The sequence below is a fragment of the Sorangium sp. So ce1036 genome (genome assembly GCF_051369805.1).
In the GTDB taxonomy this organism is placed as follows: Bacteria; Myxococcota_A; Polyangia; order Polyangiales; family Polyangiaceae; genus Sorangium; species Sorangium cellulosum_F.
Genome location: NZ_JBBMOX010000001.1, coordinates 8,372,880 through 8,392,764, shown reverse-complemented (window position 1 = coordinate 8,392,764; position 19,885 = coordinate 8,372,880). Strand labels below are relative to the sequence as shown.

Annotated in this window: 16 protein-coding genes; 11 read left to right on the top strand and 5 right to left on the bottom strand. The window is 72.5% G+C overall.

Annotated elements, in window-relative coordinates:
• Positions 1 to 22: 22 nt before the first annotated feature.
• On the top strand, positions 23 to 1,252 hold the full coding sequence (locus WMF31_RS31585; protein WP_436605502.1) for a glycoside hydrolase family 88 protein: 1,230 nt from the start codon (positions 23 to 25) through the stop codon (positions 1,250 to 1,252).
• 56 nt (positions 1,253 to 1,308) lie between these two features.
• On the opposite strand, the gene WMF31_RS31580 is transcribed toward WMF31_RS31585, so the two are convergent.
• A complete protein-coding gene (locus WMF31_RS31580; RefSeq protein ID WP_436605501.1) occupies positions 1,309 to 2,862 on the bottom strand; it encodes a hypothetical protein in 1,554 nt (517 codons plus the stop codon).
• 599 nt (positions 2,863 to 3,461) lie between these two features.
• Here WMF31_RS31580 and WMF31_RS31575 point away from each other — a divergent pair.
• From WMF31_RS31575 to WMF31_RS31560, 4 genes are read left to right on the top strand one after another with little or no spacing between them, the layout of a single operon-like run.
• Entirely contained in the window at positions 3,462 to 4,193 is a 732-nt protein-coding gene (locus WMF31_RS31575) for an ABC transporter ATP-binding protein (RefSeq protein ID WP_436605500.1), read from the top strand.
• The gene (locus WMF31_RS31570; protein WP_436605499.1) at positions 4,190 to 5,311 is read left to right on the top strand and encodes an efflux RND transporter periplasmic adaptor subunit; all 1,122 of its coding nucleotides are present in this window, start codon (positions 4,190 to 4,192) and stop codon (positions 5,309 to 5,311) included. The genes WMF31_RS31575 and WMF31_RS31570 overlap by 4 nt, the downstream gene beginning before the upstream one ends.
• Positions 5,308 to 6,534: an ABC transporter permease gene (locus tag WMF31_RS31565; RefSeq protein ID WP_436605498.1), complete on the top strand. Its 1,227-nt coding sequence runs from the start codon at positions 5,308 to 5,310 to the stop codon at positions 6,532 to 6,534. The genes WMF31_RS31570 and WMF31_RS31565 overlap by 4 nt, the downstream gene beginning before the upstream one ends.
• A complete protein-coding gene (locus WMF31_RS31560; RefSeq protein WP_436605497.1) occupies positions 6,531 to 7,778 on the top strand; it encodes an ABC transporter permease in 1,248 nt (415 codons plus the stop codon). The genes WMF31_RS31565 and WMF31_RS31560 overlap by 4 nt, the downstream gene beginning before the upstream one ends.
• A gap of 447 nt (positions 7,779 to 8,225) precedes the next feature.
• Here WMF31_RS31560 and WMF31_RS31555 read toward each other — a convergent pair whose 3' ends face one another.
• Together WMF31_RS31555 and WMF31_RS31550 are read right to left on the bottom strand one after the other, a co-directional pair.
• A complete protein-coding gene (locus WMF31_RS31555) occupies positions 8,226 to 8,621 on the bottom strand; it encodes a PAS domain-containing protein (RefSeq protein ID WP_436605496.1) in 396 nt (131 codons plus the stop codon).
• A gap of 166 nt (positions 8,622 to 8,787) precedes the next feature.
• Entirely contained in the window at positions 8,788 to 9,258 is a 471-nt protein-coding gene (locus WMF31_RS31550; RefSeq protein WP_436605495.1) for an N-acetyltransferase family protein, read from the bottom strand.
• Between the two features lie 175 nt (positions 9,259 to 9,433).
• On the opposite strand from WMF31_RS31550, the gene WMF31_RS31545 reads away from it, so the two are divergent.
• The 4 genes from WMF31_RS31545 (at position 9,434) to WMF31_RS31530 (ending at position 13,438) form a co-directional block, all read left to right on the top strand.
• The gene (locus WMF31_RS31545; RefSeq protein WP_436605494.1) at positions 9,434 to 10,114 is read left to right on the top strand and encodes a YqiA/YcfP family alpha/beta fold hydrolase; all 681 of its coding nucleotides are present in this window, start codon (positions 9,434 to 9,436) and stop codon (positions 10,112 to 10,114) included.
• Positions 10,115 to 10,295: 181 nt separating this feature from the next.
• Positions 10,296 to 11,090, top strand: a complete 795-nt coding sequence (locus WMF31_RS31540) for an alpha/beta fold hydrolase (RefSeq protein ID WP_436605493.1) — start codon at positions 10,296 to 10,298, stop codon at positions 11,088 to 11,090.
• A 253-nt stretch (positions 11,091 to 11,343) separates the two neighbouring features.
• Positions 11,344 to 12,810, top strand: coding sequence for a basic secretory protein-like protein (locus WMF31_RS31535; RefSeq protein ID WP_436605492.1), 1,467 nt, complete (start codon positions 11,344 to 11,346; stop codon positions 12,808 to 12,810).
• Between the two features lie 262 nt (positions 12,811 to 13,072).
• Positions 13,073 to 13,438 (top strand): DUF1428 domain-containing protein, encoded by a 366-nt coding sequence (locus WMF31_RS31530; protein ID WP_129345741.1) that lies wholly within the window; start codon positions 13,073 to 13,075, stop codon positions 13,436 to 13,438.
• A gap of 26 nt (positions 13,439 to 13,464) precedes the next feature.
• Here the strand turns inward: WMF31_RS31530 and WMF31_RS31525 are convergent, their stop codons facing one another.
• Positions 13,465 to 14,850, bottom strand: a complete 1,386-nt coding sequence (locus tag WMF31_RS31525) for a DUF1552 domain-containing protein (protein WP_436605491.1) — start codon at positions 14,848 to 14,850, stop codon at positions 13,465 to 13,467.
• Positions 14,850 to 16,535 (bottom strand): DUF1592 domain-containing protein, encoded by a 1,686-nt coding sequence (locus WMF31_RS31520; RefSeq protein WP_436605490.1) that lies wholly within the window; start codon positions 16,533 to 16,535, stop codon positions 14,850 to 14,852. Before WMF31_RS31520 ends, WMF31_RS31525 begins: the two co-directional genes overlap by 1 nt.
• 331 nt (positions 16,536 to 16,866) lie before the next feature.
• On the opposite strand from WMF31_RS31520, the gene WMF31_RS31515 reads away from it, so the two are divergent.
• Positions 16,867 to 17,763: a hypothetical protein gene (locus tag WMF31_RS31515; RefSeq protein WP_436605489.1), complete on the top strand. Its 897-nt coding sequence runs from the start codon at positions 16,867 to 16,869 to the stop codon at positions 17,761 to 17,763.
• Positions 17,753 to 19,780 carry an SBBP repeat-containing protein gene (locus WMF31_RS31510; RefSeq protein WP_436605488.1) on the top strand — a complete coding sequence of 676 codons (2,028 nt, stop codon included), beginning with the start codon at positions 17,753 to 17,755 and terminating at the stop codon, positions 19,778 to 19,780. Before WMF31_RS31515 ends, WMF31_RS31510 begins: the two co-directional genes overlap by 11 nt.
• The last annotated feature ends 105 nt before the right edge of the window (positions 19,781 to 19,885 follow it).

Genomic DNA, 19,885 nt, shown 5'->3' with positions numbered 1-19,885 from the left:
GCCGTCGCCGTGGAGGAGTGAGATGGCGATCGCGAACGGCTCCAGCGGGACGCGCGCGGCCAGGAGCGCGCCGCGCCGCCGCGCGCTGCTCGCCGCCGCGGCCGTGGCGGGCGCCGTCGCGGCGGCCGGCTGCTCGGGATCGGAGGCGCCGGGCGGCTCCGCGGCGACGTGCAGCCCGACGCAGCCCTCGCCGGACGACGCGTTCGCGCGCGAGCGCGCCCCCGGCTCCGGGGACGTGGCCCTCGCGCGCGCCATCGCCGACCGCTGGATCGCCGAGCACCCCCCGGAGTCGCTCCCGTGGGACTGGGGCGAGGGCACGATCATGCTCGCGCTGGTCGACCTCTACCGCGTGACGCAGCACGCCCCGTACCGCGACCACTACCTCCGCTACATCGACCGCCACATCGAGCGCGGCTACGAGATCACGACGAGCGATCGCTGCCCGCCGGCGGCCGCCGCGCTCGCGCTCCACGCGGAGACCTGCGCCGCGCGCTACGGCGAGGTCGTCGGCGACGTGCTCCATTACCTCCGCGAGGAGGCGCGCCGGACCGAGCAGGGCGGCATCAACCACCTCGGCGTGTCGCCGCTGTTCGAGCCCACGCTCTGGGTCGACTCGCTGTTCATGTTCGGCAACGTGCTCGTCCGCGCCGGCGAGCGCGCCGAGGGCGGGCGGGAGCTCGACGAGTTCTCCGGTCAATACACCCTCTTCGCGTCGCTCCTCCAGGACGAGCCGGGGCTCTTCCGGCACGCGTACAACTGGGCGACGCCCCAGGATCCCGGCGTGTACTGGGCGCGCGGCAACGCCTGGGTCACGGCGGCCGGCTACGAGTACCTGCGCGCGCGCGCCGCGCGCGGCGAGCAGGACGGCGCCGTGGCCGGGTCGCTCGAGCGGCAGGTCGCGGAGATCCTGCGCACCCAGGACCCGGACACCGGGCTCTGGTGGACGATCATGAACCGCCCGGACGAGATCTACCTCGAGACGAGCGCGACGGCCCTGTTCGCCGTCGGGCTCGCGCGCGGCCTGCGGTACGGCTTCCTCGACGCGTCGGTGCGCGGCGCGATCGAGCGCGCCATGGCCGGCGTGCGCGCGCGCATCGTGGAGGACGGGGCCGGTCGCCCCGTGGTCACCGGCATCTCCGGCCCGACGTCGGTCGGCCGGCTGGAGGACTATGCGCGGGTCGAGCTCCGCGACGACGTCTCGTACGGCGTCGGCGCCGTGATCCTGGCGCTCGTCGAGACCTCGGGGCTATAGGCTCTGTCTGACGGACGTCGCGAGCCGGCTGAGACCAGGGGGGCGCGGGCGAGGAATCAGGGCGGGCCCGCGGCGCCGTCCGCGATCCATTGACGCAGGATCTCGAGCTCCTGCGCGCTGAGGGTCGGCCCGCTCGTGCCGGGCGGCATCACGCCCGGGATGCACTGCGCGTCGGCGGTCGGCTGGCAACCCGCGGCGCCCGCCTTGTCGGCGGCCTTGAGGTAGAGCCAGCTCTTGTCGGGATCACCCGGGACGACGAGCTTGAACTGGCCGCCGTGGATGGAGGGGACGTTGACCAGGCCCTCGACGATCTCCTTGGAGCTGATGCGGCCGCCGAGCGTCAGCCGCGCATTGGCGCCCGTCTCGGCGTGGCAGCCGCTGCACAGGTTCTTCTGACTCTCGAGGATGGGCCGCACCTTCTCGTGGAAGAACCCTGACTCCTCCGGCAAAGGCTCGTCGATGGCCGGGACCTCCTCGGGCGGCAGCTTCTCCTTGACGATCCTGATGTAGGTGTCCATCTCGCGACACTGCGTCACGAGATCATCCTTCAACTTCTGATCGTCCGGCATCAACCCCTTGGCGCGGCGATACTTCTCCCACACGTTGTCGATCCAGCCGTGGAGCTTCCAGAACATGTAGTTGTCGATGTTCGCTTCGGTGTTGTTCACGCCGTGCTTCGTGTTGCCCGGCCGCGCCCACTTGGCGTGCAGCACGAAGTGGAGGCCCACCCACGGCATGTTGGTCGCACCCCTCAGCTTCTGCCCCACGTTGCACTGGAGCCAGAAGCCGAGCTCGCCTTCGTCCTTGAACCTCGCGAGGTTCTCGGGCTTGTCGATCTCGTCGCCGATCTTTCCGGCCTCGAGGATCTGCGGATCCCAGTCCTTCCACGCGGAGCGCCACTGGGGCGGTACGTCCTCCGCCTTGGTCGGGAACTTCTCGAAGCCCGTGAACTGCTCGCTATGGTTGGGCCAGAGCTGCTTCAGCGCCTGGATCATGTGGCGGTGAAACACCAGGAACTGATATCCGTCGCCGCCGGTCTGGCAGTTCTGATCTTCCGGGACCAGCTGCTTGTAGTCGCAGATCCCCACCTTGCTCAACAGGCTGCCGCCCGGAAGGCTGCAGCCGCGGATCGCGTGCCACTCGATGTGGGCAATCTGCCAGGCGTTTTCATACATGTACTCCAGCACTTCCGGCTGCACCGTGAGGTCCACGATGTTCGGATCGTCGTTGCCGGGCGGATAGTACTCCGCGGGGCCGTCCTTCATCGTGGGGCTGGAGTCGCTCGGGTGGGGAGGGTGGCCGTACAGGCAGTGGTCATACGGGTGGTCGTTCGCGTCGCCGCCGCCCACGCCCGCGCCCGCGCCGCCCGTGCCTGCCGCATCGCCGCTGCCCGTGCCGCCCGTGCCCGCGGTGACGGGGCCGCCGCTCGTGGCGCCCCCCGCTCCGGTTCCGGTGGTCCAGCCGCCGGTGGCGGTCCCACCGCCGGCGCTCCCGCTGGTGGCCTCTCCACCCGTGCTGCCGGACCCGCCGGTATTCGCGCCGGGGCCGTCCGAGGTTTCACCGACGCAAGCTGCCAGTGCGACGCATGCCGGTACAAGGACCGAAGTCAAGAGAATTCGATGGTGTCTCATGTGCGTTCTCGCCTTCATTCTGCATAAAAAATTCGGCGTAAGACCCTGCCGGACCCGGCGCAGTCGACCGGGCACGACGGTCGACTCGCTCCGGAGAGCATTCCCGCTCGCCGCCGAGTTGATCATGCGGGTAAAAGAATTCTGGTGGAGCGTGGCGCTGCGGGGGGAGTGCGCGCCGACACCGCTCATTTCCAGTCCGAGCGCTGGAGCAGCGCGCCGTCCGGCCATTCCGCGAGCCGCGGTTCTCGATGCCGGACTCTGCCATTGGAGGGCAGCCGGCTTCGATCCGGCAATTCGACAACCCTGTCGATTCGATCGACGTCAATCGCGCCAGCGGCTTCGGCGACGAGGTGGTCGCGGCGGCCGGCGACAAGGTCACCTGCGGCGAGGTCCCCCCCGCCGCCGCCGGCCCGGCTGCCGTGCCGCGCGCGCCGAAGCCCGTCCGCCTGCCCCCTGCGGCACGCGACTTGAAGCGATCCGGTCCACACGCCCCGGGATGTCCGGGCGTGCCAGGGCGATCCGAGCGCGCGCGCCGCGGCCGCCGTCGCGGCGCGCGCGCCGGAATCGGCGAGGACTCCATGGCTCCTCTCGTCAAGCTCGAGGCGATCTCCAAGGTGTACTGGATGGGGGAGGTGGGCGTGCAGGCGCTGCGCTGTGTCTCGCTGGAGCTCTCCCGGGGCGAGATGGTCGCGATCATGGGCGCCTCGGGGTCGGGCAAGTCGACGGCCCTGAACGTCATCGGCACGCTCGATCGGCCCACCGGGGGCCGGTACCTCCTCGACGGCGAGCCGATCGAGCGGCTCGACGAGGTCGAACTCGCCCGGATCCGCAACCGGAACATCGGGTTTGTCTTCCAGTCGTTCAACCTCCTGCCGCGCGACAGCGCCCTCGCGAACGTCGCGCTGCCGATGGTCTACGCCGGCGTCCGGCCGGCCGAGCGGCGGGCGCGGGCCGCGCGCGCCCTCGCGCGCGTGGGGCTCGAGGACCGGGCGCACCACCGGCCGAGCCAGCTCTCCGGCGGCCAGCAGCAGCGCGTCGCCGTCGCCCGCGCCATCGTCAACGAGCCGTCGCTGCTCCTCGCGGACGAGCCGACCGGCGCGCTCGACTCGGCCACCTCCCGGCAGCTCATGGAGCTGTTCTGCGCGCTGCACGCGCAGGGGATGACGGTGATCGTCGTCACCCACGACCGCTCCATCGCCGGCTACGCCACCCGCGTCGTCACCTTCCGCGACGGCGCCCTCGTCGAGGACACGGGCCCTCGCGGGCGGCGCGCGGAGGTCCCGGCGGCGCGGCCCGGGGGCCCCCCGTGAGCGCCCGGCGCAGGCGGCGGCGGTGGCCGTGGCTCGCCGCGGTCGCGGCGCTCGCCGGGGGCGGCGCCGCCGTCGTCGCGGCGCGCGGCCCGGGCCCCGCGCCCATCGACCCCGCGCTCGTCGTGACCGCTCGGCGCGGCGACCTCCCGGTCGAGGTCCTCGAGACCGGGCGCATCGAGGCCGGCGAGCAGGTCGAGCTCAAGTCCAAGGTCGCGGGCCAGGTCGCCGAGGTGCTCGCCGGCGAGGGCGCCCGGGTCGCGAAGGGCGAGCTCCTGCTCGTGCTCGATCCGACCGACCCCGCGCGCGAGGTCGCCCGCGCCGAGGCCGAGCTCGCCCAGGCCAGGGCCGCCGCGCGCTTCGCCCGGATCGAGGCGGAGCGGCGGACCGCCGGGGTCGATGCCAGCGTCACCCGCGCGGACGAGCGCGACCAGGCCCGGCACGAGCTCGCCGTCAAGACGATCGCGGTCCGGCTCGCCGAGGTCGCGCTGCGCGCGGCGAAGGACCGGCTCCGGGACACGAAGATCGCCTCGCCCATCGATGGCACCGTGATCCAGCGCGACATCGATCCCGGCGAGGTCGTCACGCCGGGCGTGGAGTCGACCTTCGAGGCCAAGGCGCTGCTCACCGTGGCCGATCTCTCGACGCTCGTGGTGAAGGTCGATCTCCACCAGATCGACGTGGCCAAGGTGGCGCTCGGCCAGCCGGCGACCCTGACGCTCGACGCCCTGCCCGGCAGGACGTACACGGCCACGGTTACCCGGATCGCGCCCGCCTCGGTGAAGCGCGAGGGCCGCGAGGTCGAGGTCTTCCCGGTCGAGGCCGAGCTCTCCGGGGTCGATGGCCTCCTCCGGCCCGGGATGACGGCGGACGTGCGCATCCTGCTCGACAGCAGGCCGGGCGTGGTCTCGTTGCCGATCGAGGCCGTCGCCGAGGAGGGCGGCAAGCAGCGCGTGACGCGCGTGGTCGACGGGCCGGACGGCGAGCCGATCACCGAGGAGGTGGAGGTCGCGCTCGGCGCGCGCAACGACCGCGAGGTCGAGGTCGTGAGCGGCATCCCGGAAGGGGCCCGCGTGCTCATCAACCCGCCCTCGGCGGCCCCGAACGAGACCCGGATGTGAGGTGGCTCGTCCCTCTCTCGATCGCCGCGAGGGCGCTCTCGGCGCACCGGCTGCGGTCGCTGCTCACGGTGCTCAGCATCGCGCTCGGCGCCTCCGCCATCGTGCTCATGATCTCGCTCGCCGAGAGCGGCCTGCTCACGCTGAGCCGCGGCCTCGAGGAGCTCGGCGGGGCGCGGCTCGTCCTCGTCGTGCCGAAGGAGCCGGAGCGCGCCGCGCGGAAGAGGGCGATGTTCACGACCGGCTTCACCCGGCGGGACCGCGACCGGCTCGCGCGCGGCGTGCCGCACGTGGTCGAGCGCGCGGCGTACGCGCCGCTCGGGCCCCAGGACGTGATCTCCGACGAGGGCACGGAGGATCGCGCCCACCTCGTCGCGGCCGACAGCGGCTTCCTCGGCGCCTTCCGGATGCGCGTCGCCCGCGGCCGCGCCTTCACCGACGAGGAGGATCGCCGCCGCGCACGCGTCTGCGTCGCCGGGCCGAGGCTCGCGGAGCGGCTCTTCCGCGGCGACCCGCTCGGCCGGTCGGTCACGGTCGGCGACCTCCGCTGCCGCGTCGTCGGCGTGCTCGAGGACCGCGCGCGCCTCGGCGTCGACTTCGGCTTCGACTGGGTCGATCTGCTGGTCGCGCCCATCGACACGGTGGCGGACGTCGAGGAGGCCGCGCGCGCCTCGGCGCTCCTCGTCGTCAAGACCGACGATCCCCGCAACAACGATCCGGTGAAGCGCATCCTCAACGCGCTCCTCGTGGAGCGCCACCACGGCGTCGACGACTTCACCCTCCTCGATTTCGGCGGCATCCTGCGGAAATTCGAGGGGACGGTGGCCGTGATGAAGGCGATCGTCGGCCTCATCGCGGGCGTCGCGCTGCTCATCGGCGGCGTGGGCGTGATGAACATGATGCTCGTCAGCGTGTCCGAGCGCGTGCGCGAGATCGGCGTCCGCAAGGCGCTCGGGGCGGCGCCGCGCGACATCGGCGCCCAGTTCCTGTGCGAGGCGGCGCTGCTCTCCGGCCTCGGCGGCCTGCTCGGGGCCCTCTGCGGCGGGGCCGCGGCCCACCTCGCCTCGGCGCTCATCCGCCGCTTCACGCCGGGCTGGGTCGGCGCGGTCTCGACGTCGGCGGTGGTCGCGGCGCTCCTCGTCTCCGGCCTCGTGGGCGTGGCGTTCGGGTGGCTGCCGGCCCGGCGCGCGGGCCGGCTCGACCCGGCGGAGGCGCTGCGGCGATGAGCCCCCTCGACCTCCTCCACGAGGCGCGCGCCGTCGTGGCGCACCGGACCCGCGCCGCGCTCACGCTGCTCGGCATCGTGATCGGCGCCGGCGCGATCGTGCTGCTCTCCTCGCTGCTCGCGGGCGGCGAGGAGGCGCTGCTCCGGGCGAGCCAGCAGGCCGTGGAGGCCGATCTGATCCAGATCCGCCCCGCCGAGGTGAGCCTCGGCGACCGGCGCCGCGCCCGGCGCGAGCTCTCACGGGACGACGCCCGCGCGCTCGCCGGGTCGCGGGCGCTCGGCGGCGCCGCCGCGCTGAGCGAGTCGGCGCGCCCGACCGAGGCGCGCGCCGGCCGCAAGACGAAGCGGATCACCCTGGTCAGCGCGGCGCCGGCGACGCCCGCGCTCTACGCGCTCGAGCTCGCGGCGGGCCGCTCCCTCGGCGAGGGGGATCTCGCGGCGCGGCGGCGCGTGTGCGTTGTCGGCCACGAGGTCTGGGCCGAGCTCTTCGGCGGCCCCCCCGCGCGGGCCGCGGCGGCCGAGGCGCTCCACCTCGTCGCGGAGGGGCACGTCTGGACGGTGGTCGGCGTGCTGAAGGATCGGCCGATCCTGGGCTCCACGCGCGGCACGGACCTCTGGAACCGCAGGGTCCTCGTCCCGGAGACGACCTACGACGCGCTGCTCTCGCCGGAGCACCGGGCGGACCGCCTCTACGTGCGCCGGGATCCGCGCGTCGAGGTCCGGTCCCCGCGCGCCGTGCTCCGCGGCGTCATCGAGGCGACGCTCCTGCGCCGGCACCACGGCGTGAAGAACTTCACGATCGAGGACGAGGACACCCGTGGCCGGGAGGCGCTCGTGCTGGGCGTCATCGAGGGGCTCCTGCTCAGCACCGGCGTCGTCGCGCTGGTCGTGGGGGGCATCAACGTCATGAACATCATGCTGGTGACCGTGACCGAGCGGACGCGGGAGATCGGCGTCCGCCGCGCGGTCGGCGCGTCCCCCCGCGCGATCCTCCTGCAGTTCCTCTGCGAGGCGGCGGCGGTCTCGCTGCTCGGCGGCGTGATCGGCGTCTTGTCGGGCGTGGGCGTCTCGTGGCTGTCCGGGCGGCTGCTCGCGCGCGTGGTCGGCCGCTGGGACTTCCACGTGGAGCCCTGGTCGATCGCGCTGGGGCTCGGCCTGTCGCTGGTCGTGGGCGTCGTGTTCGGCCTCTACCCCGCGTGGCGCGCCGCACGGCTCGCCCCGGTCGAGGCGCTCCGCGCGGAGTAGCGAGGGGCCCGCCGGGTGGCGCCTCGCCTCAGATCGTGCATGACGAGGACGTGTGGTATTTCTCCCTCACGCCCCACGCGAAGCCGGCGCCCGCCACGTGCTCGACATGGTTGGCATAGCTCCGGGGGGTGCTCCCGCTGGGGCCGCTCCACCAGTGATGCCAGTTGGTGTTGGAATCCTCGAGGAGAGGCTCACCGAGCTGCTAGGAGGGCTGGTCCGCCCTCGCATGCGCTCCCTGGGCTCGGGCCGCTCGCGACGCTCGTCAGACAGAGCCTAGCGCTACTGCGAAAAGTTGCCCCGGATCAGCAGAAGACCCGCCATTGCGCCAGTGACGCCAAGAAGAGAGGGGAAGGGTCGTCCCTCCATTTCCCCCTTCTACTTTCCTAATTTCTTGGCGCCCTTTTCGTCATGGCGGTTCGCCTCTCGGCCCGACTTCCCGCAGGTGCGCTAGCCGCGGAGGATCACCCAGATGGCGTCGTCCCGCACGTGCGCGGCCCGCCGGTAGACCAGGGAGACGTCGACGTGCCGTGTCTTGTGGGGGAAATAGAACACGAAGCCGAAGGTGGCGTCGAGCGCTCGCTGCTCGACCCCGAGCAGGAAACGCCCGTAAAACCGCCTCACCCGGCTGCAGGGGGCCACCTCGGTGAAGAAATGCCTTCCTATCACGTCCTGTCGCTTCCGGCGCGCGTGGTGCTCCTCGTAGGAGTTGTAGGAGAGCACCGTGGCGTTTCGATCCAGCCGGATGATCCCGAACGGCTGTGCGTCCAGGCCGCGCTCATCCAGGTTGAACACCCCGATGTCGAGCTCGCCGGTCCTGGGCTGCTCCTGCATCTGCATCTGCATTCGACCCCTCCACACATGCTGTCTGCGACAGAGACGTGCGCCAGCGTAGAGGACGTCCGGTAGCGCGCCTATCCGGCGTGGCCCTAACGTGAGGTCGGGACAGCGGCGCCACCCCGGTCGGGGGTGCATCTAAAGACCCCGGGGCGGCGCGGCGTCGATCGGTGGCTCAACCGCGCGCGAGCTGCGCGAGCGCCTCGCCGGTGAGGCGGTAGACGGTCCACTGGTCCATCGGTGTCGCGCCGAGCTTCCGATAGAAGCCGATCGCGGGCTCGTTCCAGTCGAGCACCGACCACTCGAACCGCCCACAGCCGCGCTGGACGGCGAGCTTCGCCAGGTGCACGAGGAGGGCTTTGCCGTGGCCCGCCCCGCGGTGCTCCGGCAGCACGAACAGGTCTTCGAGGTAGATCCCGGGCTTGCCGAGGAAGGTGGAGAAGGACTGGAAGAACAGGGCGAACCCGACGGCGGTCCCCTCCGATTCGGCCAGGACGACCTCGGCCGCAGGCCTGGGGCCGAAGAGCTGCGCCTCGAGCTCTCGCTCGTCGAAGACGACCTCGTGCGCGAGCCGCTCGTACTCGGCGAGCATGCGGATGAGGCGGGCGATGGTGGGGATATCGGCGGCGGTGGCGGCTCGGATCATGGTGTCTACGGCGCCTCATACCGCATCGTCCTCCCCGCGCGAAGCGCGTGAAACCCGCGAAACGCGCGACGCCGGACACGCGCAGGCCGGCCGAGGGAGGGCGAGGGCACGGGGCCGACAGCGGGGCGCGGCTTGCCGGTCGGCGCACGATCGCCGTAGGCTCCGCCACAGGATCATGTCGACCCCGCCCACCGTCGCCGGCCCGCGCTGGCTCTACCTGCACGGCTTCGCCTCGGGGCCGAGCTCGACCAAGGGCGTGGCGGTCGCCGCGCACTTCGCGCGCCGCGGGATCGCCGTCGAGCGGCTCGACCTGCGGGTCCCCTCGCTCGAGGGGCTGCGCCTCCGCGCGATGATGGACGTCGTGAAGCAGGCGATCGGCGGCGAGCGCGACCGGGCCGTGCTGATGGGCTCGAGCCTCGGCGGCCTCGCCGCGTGTCGCGTGGCCGAGGAGGACGCGCGGGTGTGCGCGCTCGTGCTGCTCGCGCCGGCGTTCCGGATCATGGAGCGCTGGCGGCAGCGGCTCGGCGAGGAGGAGTTTCGCGCGTGGGAGGAGCGGGGCTGGCTCGAGGTCGACGACCACGCGGAGAGGCGGCGCGCCCGGGTGGACTTCGGCTTCGCCGTGGACGCGGCCGAGGTGGATGAGCGCTCGGGCGGCTGGCCCGACGTGCGGGTGCCCACGCTGATCCTCCACGGCCAGAAGGACGACGTGGTCGAGATCGCGCTGTCGCGCGGCTTCGCGGCGGGGAAGCGGCATGTGCGGCTCATCGAGGTGGACGACGGCCACGATCTCGTGGCGTCGATCCCACGCATCCTCCGCGAGGCCGAGGATTTCCTGCGCCCTTTTCTCGGTCGCTGACCGGCGCGCGGGCGCTGAGCTTCTGTTCAGCGCGGCTCGGCGCAGCGGGCGAGTCGGCCTCCCCTCGACGACCGGGGCGCATTCTCGCCGCGAACGGCACAGCTATCAAGACCGACGAGCTCCGCCTAGAGCTCGGGTGTCCCGGCCGCGGATCGCCCGCGGCGGGCGACAGGAGGGAGCCATGACGACAGCGCAGATCGGCGCGCGCACCGCGCGCCTCGATGGCATCGAGATGCACTACGACCTCCACGGTGAAGGGGAGCCGCTCGTGTTGCTCCACGGCTTCACCGGGACGAGCGGCGACTGGGGGCACGTGTTCGATCTCGCGGAGCTCGGGCGCACCTACACGGTCATCGCTCCCGATCTGCGCGGGCACGGCCGGTCGACCAGCCCGGGCGCGCCGTTCACGATTCGACAGTGCGCCCTCGACGTCCTCGCCCTCCTCGACCAGCTCGGGGTGACGAGGTACCGGGCGGTGGGCCTCAGCTTCGGCGCCAATGTCCTCCTGCACATGGCCACCCAGCAGCCGGATCGCGTCGAGTCCATGATCCTCGTGGCCGCGACACCGTACTTCCCGGAGCAGGCGAGGGCGCTGATGCGAGCGTTCTCCGATGCGCCCCGGTCGGCCGAGGAGTGGGCGGCGATGAGGGGCCGCCACGAGCTCGGCGACGAGCAGATCCTGGCGCTGTGGCGGCAGCCGCGGCACTTCGCGGAGAGTTACGATGACATGAGCTTCACGCCTCCGTACCTGTCGACCATCACGGCGCGGACGATGATCGTGAACGGCGACCGCGATCCCTTCTATCCGGTCGAGCTCTCCCTGGAGATGTACCGGGCGATCCCGCGTGCTTGCCTGTGGATCCTCCCGAACGGCGGGCACGGCCCCATCTTCGGCGAGTGGAGAGCCCAGTTCGCCAGCGCGGCGCTGGCCTTCCTGCGCGGCGAGCAGGGCGAGCCGGCCGAGGTCCGGGCGTGACGAGGCGCCCACGCGCGGCTCCCTGAGGCACGGCGAGGGCGGATGGGCGGGGACAGGCCCGTGATCCGGCCCCGCGCCGCGCGAGGCGGCCGAGCACGATTTCGTGAAGGACCCCCGCGCCTGGCAGCATCCATGGGGCGAGCGAGCGGGCGCTGACGCGCAGAGCCCGCTCTCACTGGTGCTCGTGGCGAGCGCGCGGATCGAGCGAGCCGCGCCGCGCGGGCACGCCCTCGATGCGCGCGCAGGGATGAACATGACAGGAACGATCCACCACAGAACATCCAGGCTGCTGGGCCGAGGGAGCCTCTTGCTGGCGAGCTGGGCGCTGGGCGCCTGCGCCGTGGCCGGCGCGCCTCACGACGAGGCCGGGACAGCCGAGCTCGCGCTGACGCAGCAGGAGCGGGTCTTCGGGTTCGAGGACGTGGCCGACTGGACGGCATCCTCCGGGATCCGCGAGTCGTCGACGCTCCACACCGAGGGCGCGGCCGCGCTCGGGCTGCGCGGCTTCACGTACGCGGAGCTGACCTCGCCGGCGCTCTCCACCCTGTCGGGCGTCACGGACGAGCTCGCGCTCGACATCCGGCTCCCCGCGAGCCCGGCCTGGGGCCAGGTGCAGGTGCTCGTGAGCAGCCCGACCCTCGGCTTGAACAGGGCCTGGCTGGGTCAGGCGTCGCTGCAGGGCCTGCCGGCGGGCACGTGGAGCACGCTCGCGTTTGCGGTGCCGGCCTCCATCAAGAGCGCGCTCCAGCAGAGCACCTCCGATCTCCGGATCACGCTGACGCTGAACGCCCCGAGCTCCAGCGCGGCCACCGTCGTCGACCACCTGCGCTTCGAGGGCGGCGCGCCCGCTCCGGCGTGCGGCGACGGCAGCCCGTACACCCTCGACGTCACCACCGTCCCGGGCTTCGACGATGAGATCCTCGAGGACATGATCTGCACGTTCCACAGCGTGTATCCGCAGCTCGTCCAGCGCTTCAACCCGGCCGCGCCCACCACGGTGGGCCTGATCATCACCGAGGACCCCGGCGTCGCCTGGGCGAGCAACGGCAACACGTACTACAACAAGCAGCACATGCTCGACAACCCGCTGGACACGGACGCGGTCGTGCACGAGATCATGCACATCGTCCAGTCCTACTCGGGCCCGGTCCCCGGGTGGATCGTCGAGGGCATCGCCGACTACGTGCGTGACGCCTACGGCCTCCAGAACGCGGCTGCCGGCTGGTCGATCCCGAGCGGATGGACGTACGGGGCGCACTACCTGTTCGGCTACGGTGACGCGGCCGCCTTCTTCAAGTGGATCGACGCGACGTACCGCGCGAGCCAGACGCCGGTGGCCGACGAGCTCGACGACATCCTGCGCGCCGGGACGTACTCGAGCCAGACGTGGGTCGACCTGACGGGATACGACGTGGAGACCCTGTGGCAGCAGTACTCGAACAACCAGGCCCCGCTGCCTGCCACCTCGGGCATCGCCGTGTACGAGAACCCGGGCTTCGGCGGCAGGGCGGTCGTGCTCGACCGCGGGCAGTACGACGCGAGCGACCTGGGCGCCCGCGCGATCGGCAACGACTGGATCTCCTCGATCCAGGTGCCCCCCGGCTACACGGTCACGGTGTATTACGACTCGCCGTTCTCCGGCACGTCAATCCAGTACACCGCCGACGCGGCGACCCTGGGCGCCATGAACGACCAGATCTCCTCCATCGTCGTCGAGTGACGGCCCAGGGCGCGGGCCGCTCGCGCTCTCCCGAGCGTCGGACATCCCTGTCCCGGAGCCATGGACGCCGCGCCCCGGGACCATTCTCGATCGAGGCGCATGGCAGAGAGAGCGCCCGAGTCGGCCCCTGTCTCCATAACTCGACGGGAGAGCCACCTCGCCGTCGAGCGGCGCATCGGGCGCGTACCCTACCTCGCGGATCTCGCTCGGGTCTTTTCCAGGCGCTTGACGCCGTGCGCGACCGGTTCTCATCATCGCGCCCATGAGCTACATCGACGGCTTCGTTGTTCCGGTTCCCGCAGACAAGAAGGACGCCTATCGAAAGGTGTGCGAGCACGTCGCCCCGATCTTCAAGGAGCACGGCGCCACGCGCCTCGTCGAGTGCTGGGGCGACGACATCCCCGACGGCAAGATCACCGACTTCAAGGGCGCAGTGAAGGCCGAGCCCGGCGAGAACGTCGTGTTCTCCTGGATCGTGTGGCCCTCGAAGGAGGTGCGCGACCAGGCGCAGCAGAAGATCATGAACGACCCGCGCATGCAGAATGCAGGGGAAGCGCCGTTCGACGGCAAGCGCATGATCTGGGGCGGGTTCAGGGTCCTCTTCGACACGGACGGCGAGCAGGGCTGACCGAGCCGGAGGGCCCCCCTCCTCCTTCAGGCCGTGAGCCCCGTGAGCGGCCCGGTGCAATAGTTTGGATCCCCGAACGAGTCGGCCTCGACGCCCATCGCGTGGAGCAGCGAGAGGAGCAGGTCGTTGTGCGCGACCTCCTTCGGCTGGACGACGTAGCGGCCCGTCTTGAAATGGCGGCCGGCGCTCCCGGCGAGCACATAGGGGATGTTCTTGCGCAGGTGATTGCCGTCCGCGTGCTCGTTGGTCCAGAAGATCACCGTGTTGTCGAAGACCGAGCCGTCGCCCTCCGGCATGCTCTTCAGCTTCGAGATCAGGTACGCGAGCTGGCCGGCGTAGAAGCGGCTGATCCGGCTGAGCCGCTCGCGGTTCACCGGATCGGCGTAGCCGTTGTGCGCCATCGGGTGGTGGCCCTCGGTGATGTCCTGTCCGAGGAAGCTCAGCACCTTCGCCGTCGCGGAGTTCGTGAAGTGGAGGCTCGCGACCCGCGTGAGGTCGCAGGCGAACGACATCGCGATGAGGTCGAGCTGGAGCCTGCAGAGCTCCGGCATGCTGGCGACCCGGTCGACGTCGACGTCCGGCGTCAGCACCGGCGCGGCGCACGCCTCCGACGTCGGCGCCGAGCCGCGGTCGAGCCGCGAGGCGATGTCCTCCACCGACGCGAGGTGCCCGTCGAGCTTCTCCCGATCCGCCGCGCCGAGCCGCTTCCGCAGCCGATCGTAGTCGGCGTACACCTTGCCGAGCACCGCCCGGCGCTGCTCCGTCTTCCGCGCCGCGTCGTCCGAGCCGACCGACAGGTCGGAGAAGAGGCGGTCGAACGCGGCGTACGGGCTGTTCTCCGGCGGCAGGGGCTGCGCCGGGCCGCGGTACGCGATGCGCGCGCCCACGTTCGCCCCGTGGACGAGGACGCCGAGCTCGAGCGAGGGGAACTTGTTCTTCGTCCCGATGTGGTTCGCGATCTCCTGATCGAGCGAGATCCCGTCGGCCCAGCCGCACGACAGCCCCGCGTCGCCGGGGAAGTCGCCCTCCTGCATCGCGCGCGCGGTCAGGCACTGGCCCGTCCCCTTCTGGTGCGCGTCGCCCGGCCCCACGAGCGCCGACAGCGCGCTCACGTTGCCGAGCACCAGCAGATCCTCGTTGTGATCCTTGAGCGGCGCGAGGATCGGCGAGAGCTCCTCGCCGTTGCGGAGCGTCGAGGACGACGGCCAGAAGTCCGGCGGGACGGTGCCGTTCGGCGTGTAGAGGACGACGAACCGCTTCGGGAACTCGACCCCGAACCCGGCCCGCCCGGTCTCCTCGGACGCGGGGGCGTGCTGCCTGGAACAGCCCATCGCCTCGAGGAACGGCAGCGCGAGCGCCGCGCCCCCGAGGCCCCGGAGCACCGCGCGGCGGCTGAGTCGAAACGGCTTCATCACGGCTCTCCTCCCGGCCCGCCCGGCGCGGCGCCCGACGCGTCGATCGCGCGCCGGTAGCGGAACGCGTCGGTCTGCGTCAGCGCCACGAGCAGCGCCTTGATGTTGTAGCTCGACGCCTCGAACGCCTCGGTCGCCTGCGCGATGCTGCAGTGGTCCTCGCCCTGCTCGGCGCGCCCGTGGCCGAAGCGGAACCACTGCTTCACCACGCACGCGCGCACCTGCTCGCTCTCCGCGAGCCGGTGCGCGAGCTCGACCGCGCCGTCGAACGGGCCGTCGACGTCGGTCTGCGTGAGCTCGCCGGAGGCGTCGACCGGGATGCCGTTCTCGGTGTCCCGCCAGCGCCCGAGCGCGTCGTAGTGCTCGAAGCCGAACCCGATCGGATCGAGCAGCTTGTGGCAGCTCCGGCAGCCCGGATCCGCCACGTGCTGGGAGAACTGCTCGCGCGTCGTCTTGGTCGGGTCGACCATCGGCGGCTCGGGCACCACGTCCGGCGGCGGCGGCGGGATCTGGCAGAGCAGGCTCTGGCGCACGAACCGGCCGCGGTGCACCGGCGAGGAGCGGTTCGGCTTCGCGTAGAGCGACAGGAGCCCGGCGTGCGTGATGAAGCCGGCGCGCTGCGACGGGTCGAGCTCGACCCGCTCGAACGCCTCGCCGCGCGGGCCGCCCTCGACGCCGTAGAGCTCGGCGAGCTCGCGGTTCATCATCGAGTACGACGCCGTGAACAGCGTGCTGACGCTGGCGTCCTGCTCGAAGATCGCGTGATCCAGGAACGCCTCGGTCTCGGCCTGGAAGAGCGGCAAGAGCTCGTCCCGGTACTCGGGGTAGAGCTCCGGGTCCTTCCCGCCCGCGGCGATCTCGCCGATCTTCTCGAGCCCGAGCCACTGGCGATGGAAGCTCTTCACGGCCTCGCGCGCCCGCGGGTCCTCCAGCATGCGCCGCGCGTGCGCCTCGATCTCCTCCGCCGTGCCGAGGGCGCCCTGCTCGGCGGCCGCGAAGAGCGCGTCGTCGGGCATCGTGCCCCACAGGAGGTACGAGAGCCGCGAGGCGATCTCGTAGGAGGTGAGCGGCACGACGTCGCCCTCCACCGGATCGGGCATGCCGAACTCGACCCGGTAGAGGAAGTGCGGCGACTGGAGCATCGCCTGGACGACGAGGGAGAGGCCGGTCTCCGCGTCCGCGACGTCGGGCGCCTCGCCCAGGGTGAGCCCCTGCCGGAAGAGCTCCGCGAGCTCGGCGACCTCGTCCGCGGCGAGCGGCCGGCGGAACGCCCGCTTGCCGAACGCGGCGATGAACGCCTCGACCTCGTCGCGGCAGGCGTCGCCCCCCGCGGCCTCGCGGCAGGAGGGCACCTCGTCGAGCAGCCTGCCGACCGCGCGCGCCGCGATCGACTCGGCCGCCGACATGTACTGCTCGGCGAGCAGCGGGCTCACCACGAGCGCCGCCGCCTGGTTGTTGAAGCCGAGCGACTCCTCCTCGGGGACGAAGCCCCGCGCAGGGCGGCTGTCGTCGCCGAGGAGATCGAAGATCGTGTTGTCGTACTCCACCCGTGTCATCCGGCGGAGCGGGGACTCGCCGGGCTCGATCGTGGTGCAGAGCGGGGCCGTCGCCTCGCCGCCGCCCCCGGCCCCGTCGTGCGCCGGCAGGTCGCCGAACTGGCCTGTACAGGAGGCGAGGAGGAGCAAGCCGATAGGCCAGCGGAGAGCTCGGGGTTCAGCCATATGCCTCGTCAGCGAATGCGAGCAAGGGGCGAGGGCGCAGCGGGTCGCTGCGGTGTGCGGCGCGCTGTGCGGCGCGCTGTGGAGCGTGCAGCGGACGCGGCGCGCCGTCTCGCCATCATCCACGGAGCCTAGAGTAGTCCGCTTCTCCCGGATAGGCACGGCGAGCCGAGAGCGCGAATCGAGTGGGAGCTCGGGGGCCGGAGGACCCTTTTCTGCGCACACGCCTTACCGCGGACTCCCGACCTCGCGCGCGGCGCTCGACCCGGGCAGCGCAGAGCGACTATGCTCGCGGCCGATGCAAAGGCGAACGCTCGCCCGTTCTGTCCTTCACGCGAGCTCCCGGCGGCGCGCGGGTTGCTCCCCGGCGGCCGCGGCGCTCGTCACGGCCCTGTCGGCGCTCGCCGCGGCGCCCGTCGCGCGGGCCGACGGCGCGCAGGCCGCGGCCGGGGCGCGCGACCAGGACGATGGCCCACCCCCCGTGGGGACTGCGCTCTTCGTGGCGGGGGTCGACCTGGAGATCGCGGGCCGCGCGCTCTCCTATAGCGATCTGCTCTCCGAGAACCTCCGCACCTACGAGGCGCTCGGCGTGCCCATGCCGTGCGTCTGGGGCGAGCTGTTCCCGCTCGCGCGGAGCGCGCTCCCGGTGCTCCGCGATCTCGGCCTCTCGCTCTCGTACGCCCGCGCCCTGGGCCTCGACTCCGAGGGCGCGGGCGGAGCGCGCGCGTCGACGTCCTGGAACCGGCTGCACGCCGGCCTGCGGGGCCGCTATCGCCTGGACGGGCAGGCCGGGCCGGTCGTGTTCGGGACCTTCGGGCTCGCCTGGACCGGCTTCGATATCGAGCCCACCGGGGATCCCTCGCGCGACGCGGCGTCCGTCTCGTACGTCAGCTTGCGGCTGGCGCTGGACGGCCGTCTGCCGCTCGGCCCGGTGGCGCTCGAGGCGGGGGGCGGCTACCAGGCGCCGCTCTCGACCGGCAGGCTCGCGTCGTACTTCCGCGAGCCGAGCGCCCACGGCGTCGATCTGAGGCTCGCGCTCGCGGTCCCGTTCGCGCCGCGGACCGAGGCGCGCGCGGGCGCGTCGTACACGCGGTTCTTCTATGACTTCGACTCCGAGCCCGGCGACCTCCACGTCGCCGGCGGGGCGCTCGATCAGCTCTTCGGCGTTCACCTGGGGGTGTCTCATGCGTACTGACGGGCGCGCCGGTCGCGCGGCGGGCGCCGCGCGGGGCCTTCGTCGCCGCGGGCTCTGGGTGGCGGCGGCGCTCGCCGCGCCGGCGCTGCCGCTGCTCTCGGGGTGTCCGGGGACGATCGACGATCCGTGGCGGTTCGAGCGGCCGGGCGGCGGCTCAGGGGAGGGGGGGAGCGCCGCGTGCGCCGACGTGCCCGCGACGTTCGTCGAGCGGTGCGGCGGCCAGAGCTGCCACGGGCCGGGCGAGCCCGCGGCGGCGCTCGATCTCGTCACGCTCGGCGTCGAGGCCCGCGTGGCCGGCGTCCCGGCCCAGAGCTGCGCCGGGGTGCTCGCCGATCCCGCGCGGCCGGAGGACAGCGTGCTCTACGTGAAGCTCACGGACGCGCCGTCGTGCGGCGCGCGCATGCCGCTCGGCGGGGCGGCGTACTCGCCCGAGGAGCTCGCGTGCGTCGCCGCCTGGATCGCGGCGCTCACGCCGGACACGTGCAGCGGCGAGGGCTGCGGCTGCCCCGGCTGCGTGTGCCAGCCGGGGGCGCAGGAGGCGTGCTACACGGGCCCGGAGGGGACGCTCGGCGTCGGGCTCTGCGAGGCCGGGCAGCGGACCTGCAACGCGGAGGGGACGTCGTGGGGCCCGTGCACCGGGGAGGTCCTGCCCGCGTTCGACGCGTGCGACACGCCCGAGGACGAGGACTGCGACGGGCTCGAGCCGCCCTGCGAGGACGTGTGGAGCCGCGGCTTCGGCGACGCGAACGGCCAGTATGCCCGGTCCGTGGCGGTCGACGCGCAGCGGAACGTGGTCGTGGCCGGCCAGCTCGAGGGCGTCGTCGACTTCGGCGGGGGCCCGCTCGAGGCCACGGGCGTCGACGCCTTCGTGGCGAAGTTCGACCGCTTCGGCACGCACCTCTGGAGCAAGCGGTTCCCGGGCGACGGCAACCAGTTCGCGATGGCGGTCGACGTCGGCCCGGGCGGCGAGATCGTCGTCGCGGGGCGCGCCTTCGGCCGCATCGATCTCGGCGGCGGGGAGCTCGCGTCGCGCGGGCGCGACGACGTGTTCGTCGCGAAGCTCGACGCCGACGGCGACCACGTCTGGAGCCGGATCTTCGGCGGCTCGGGCGAGGATCGCTGCGACCGGATCGCCGTGGACCGGGCGGGCAACGTGCTCGTGGCGGGCGGCTTCGAAGGGGCCGTGGACTTCGGCGCCGGCCCGCTCTCCAGCGCGGGGGGGCGCGACGCCTTCGTGCTGTCGCTCGATCCGCGCGGCGAGACGCGCTTCGCGCTGCGCGCCGGCGGCGAGGGCGACGACTACGCCCACGCGGTCGCGGCGGACGCGGACGGCAACGTCGTGGTCGCGGGGCATTTCGCCGGGGCGATCGACCTCGGCGGCGGGCCGCTCGAGAGCGCGGGGCTCTCGGACATCTTCCTCGCGAAGCTCGACCCCACGGGGGCCCACGTCCACAGCGCCCGGTTCGGCGGCGAGGGCGCCGACGAGGCCCACGACGTCGCGGTCCACGAGGCCACGGGCGACCTGGTCCTCACGGGCACGTTCACGTCGACCCTCGACCTCGGCGGCGCGCCGCTCTCGAGCGCCGGCGAGCGGGACCTGTTCGTCGCGAGGCTCACCGGCGCCGGCGCGCACCTCTTCAGCCGGCGCTTCGGCGACGCCGAGGACCAGCTCCACACCGACTTCGAGACGGGCGCGCGCGCGAGCGTCGCGGTGGACCCGGACGGCAACACGCTGCTCGCGGGGCCGCTGTTCGGGTCAGCGGACTTCGGCGCCGGGCCGCTCACGAGCCGGGGCAGGACCGATGTCTACCTGGTCAAGCTCAGCCCCGCTGGAGAGCAGCTCTTCGGCGCGCTGTTCGGAGATGCCCAGACGCAGGTGGGCCTCGACGTGGCGGCGGACGCGGCCGGGAGCGCGCTGGTCGCCGGCCGCTTCTACGGCAGCATCAACTTCGGGCAAGGCCCGCTCTCGGGCGCCGGCGACGGAGACGCGTTCGTCGCCAAGCTTTCTCTCCAGTAGCTCGATCACGAAAATGGCGCTTCCTGCGCCGATGCGCCGTCTGCCAGGCTCTCCCGCCCGGCGGAGAGCGCGCGTGTGCAAATCCGCCTCGCATGGGGCAGGCTG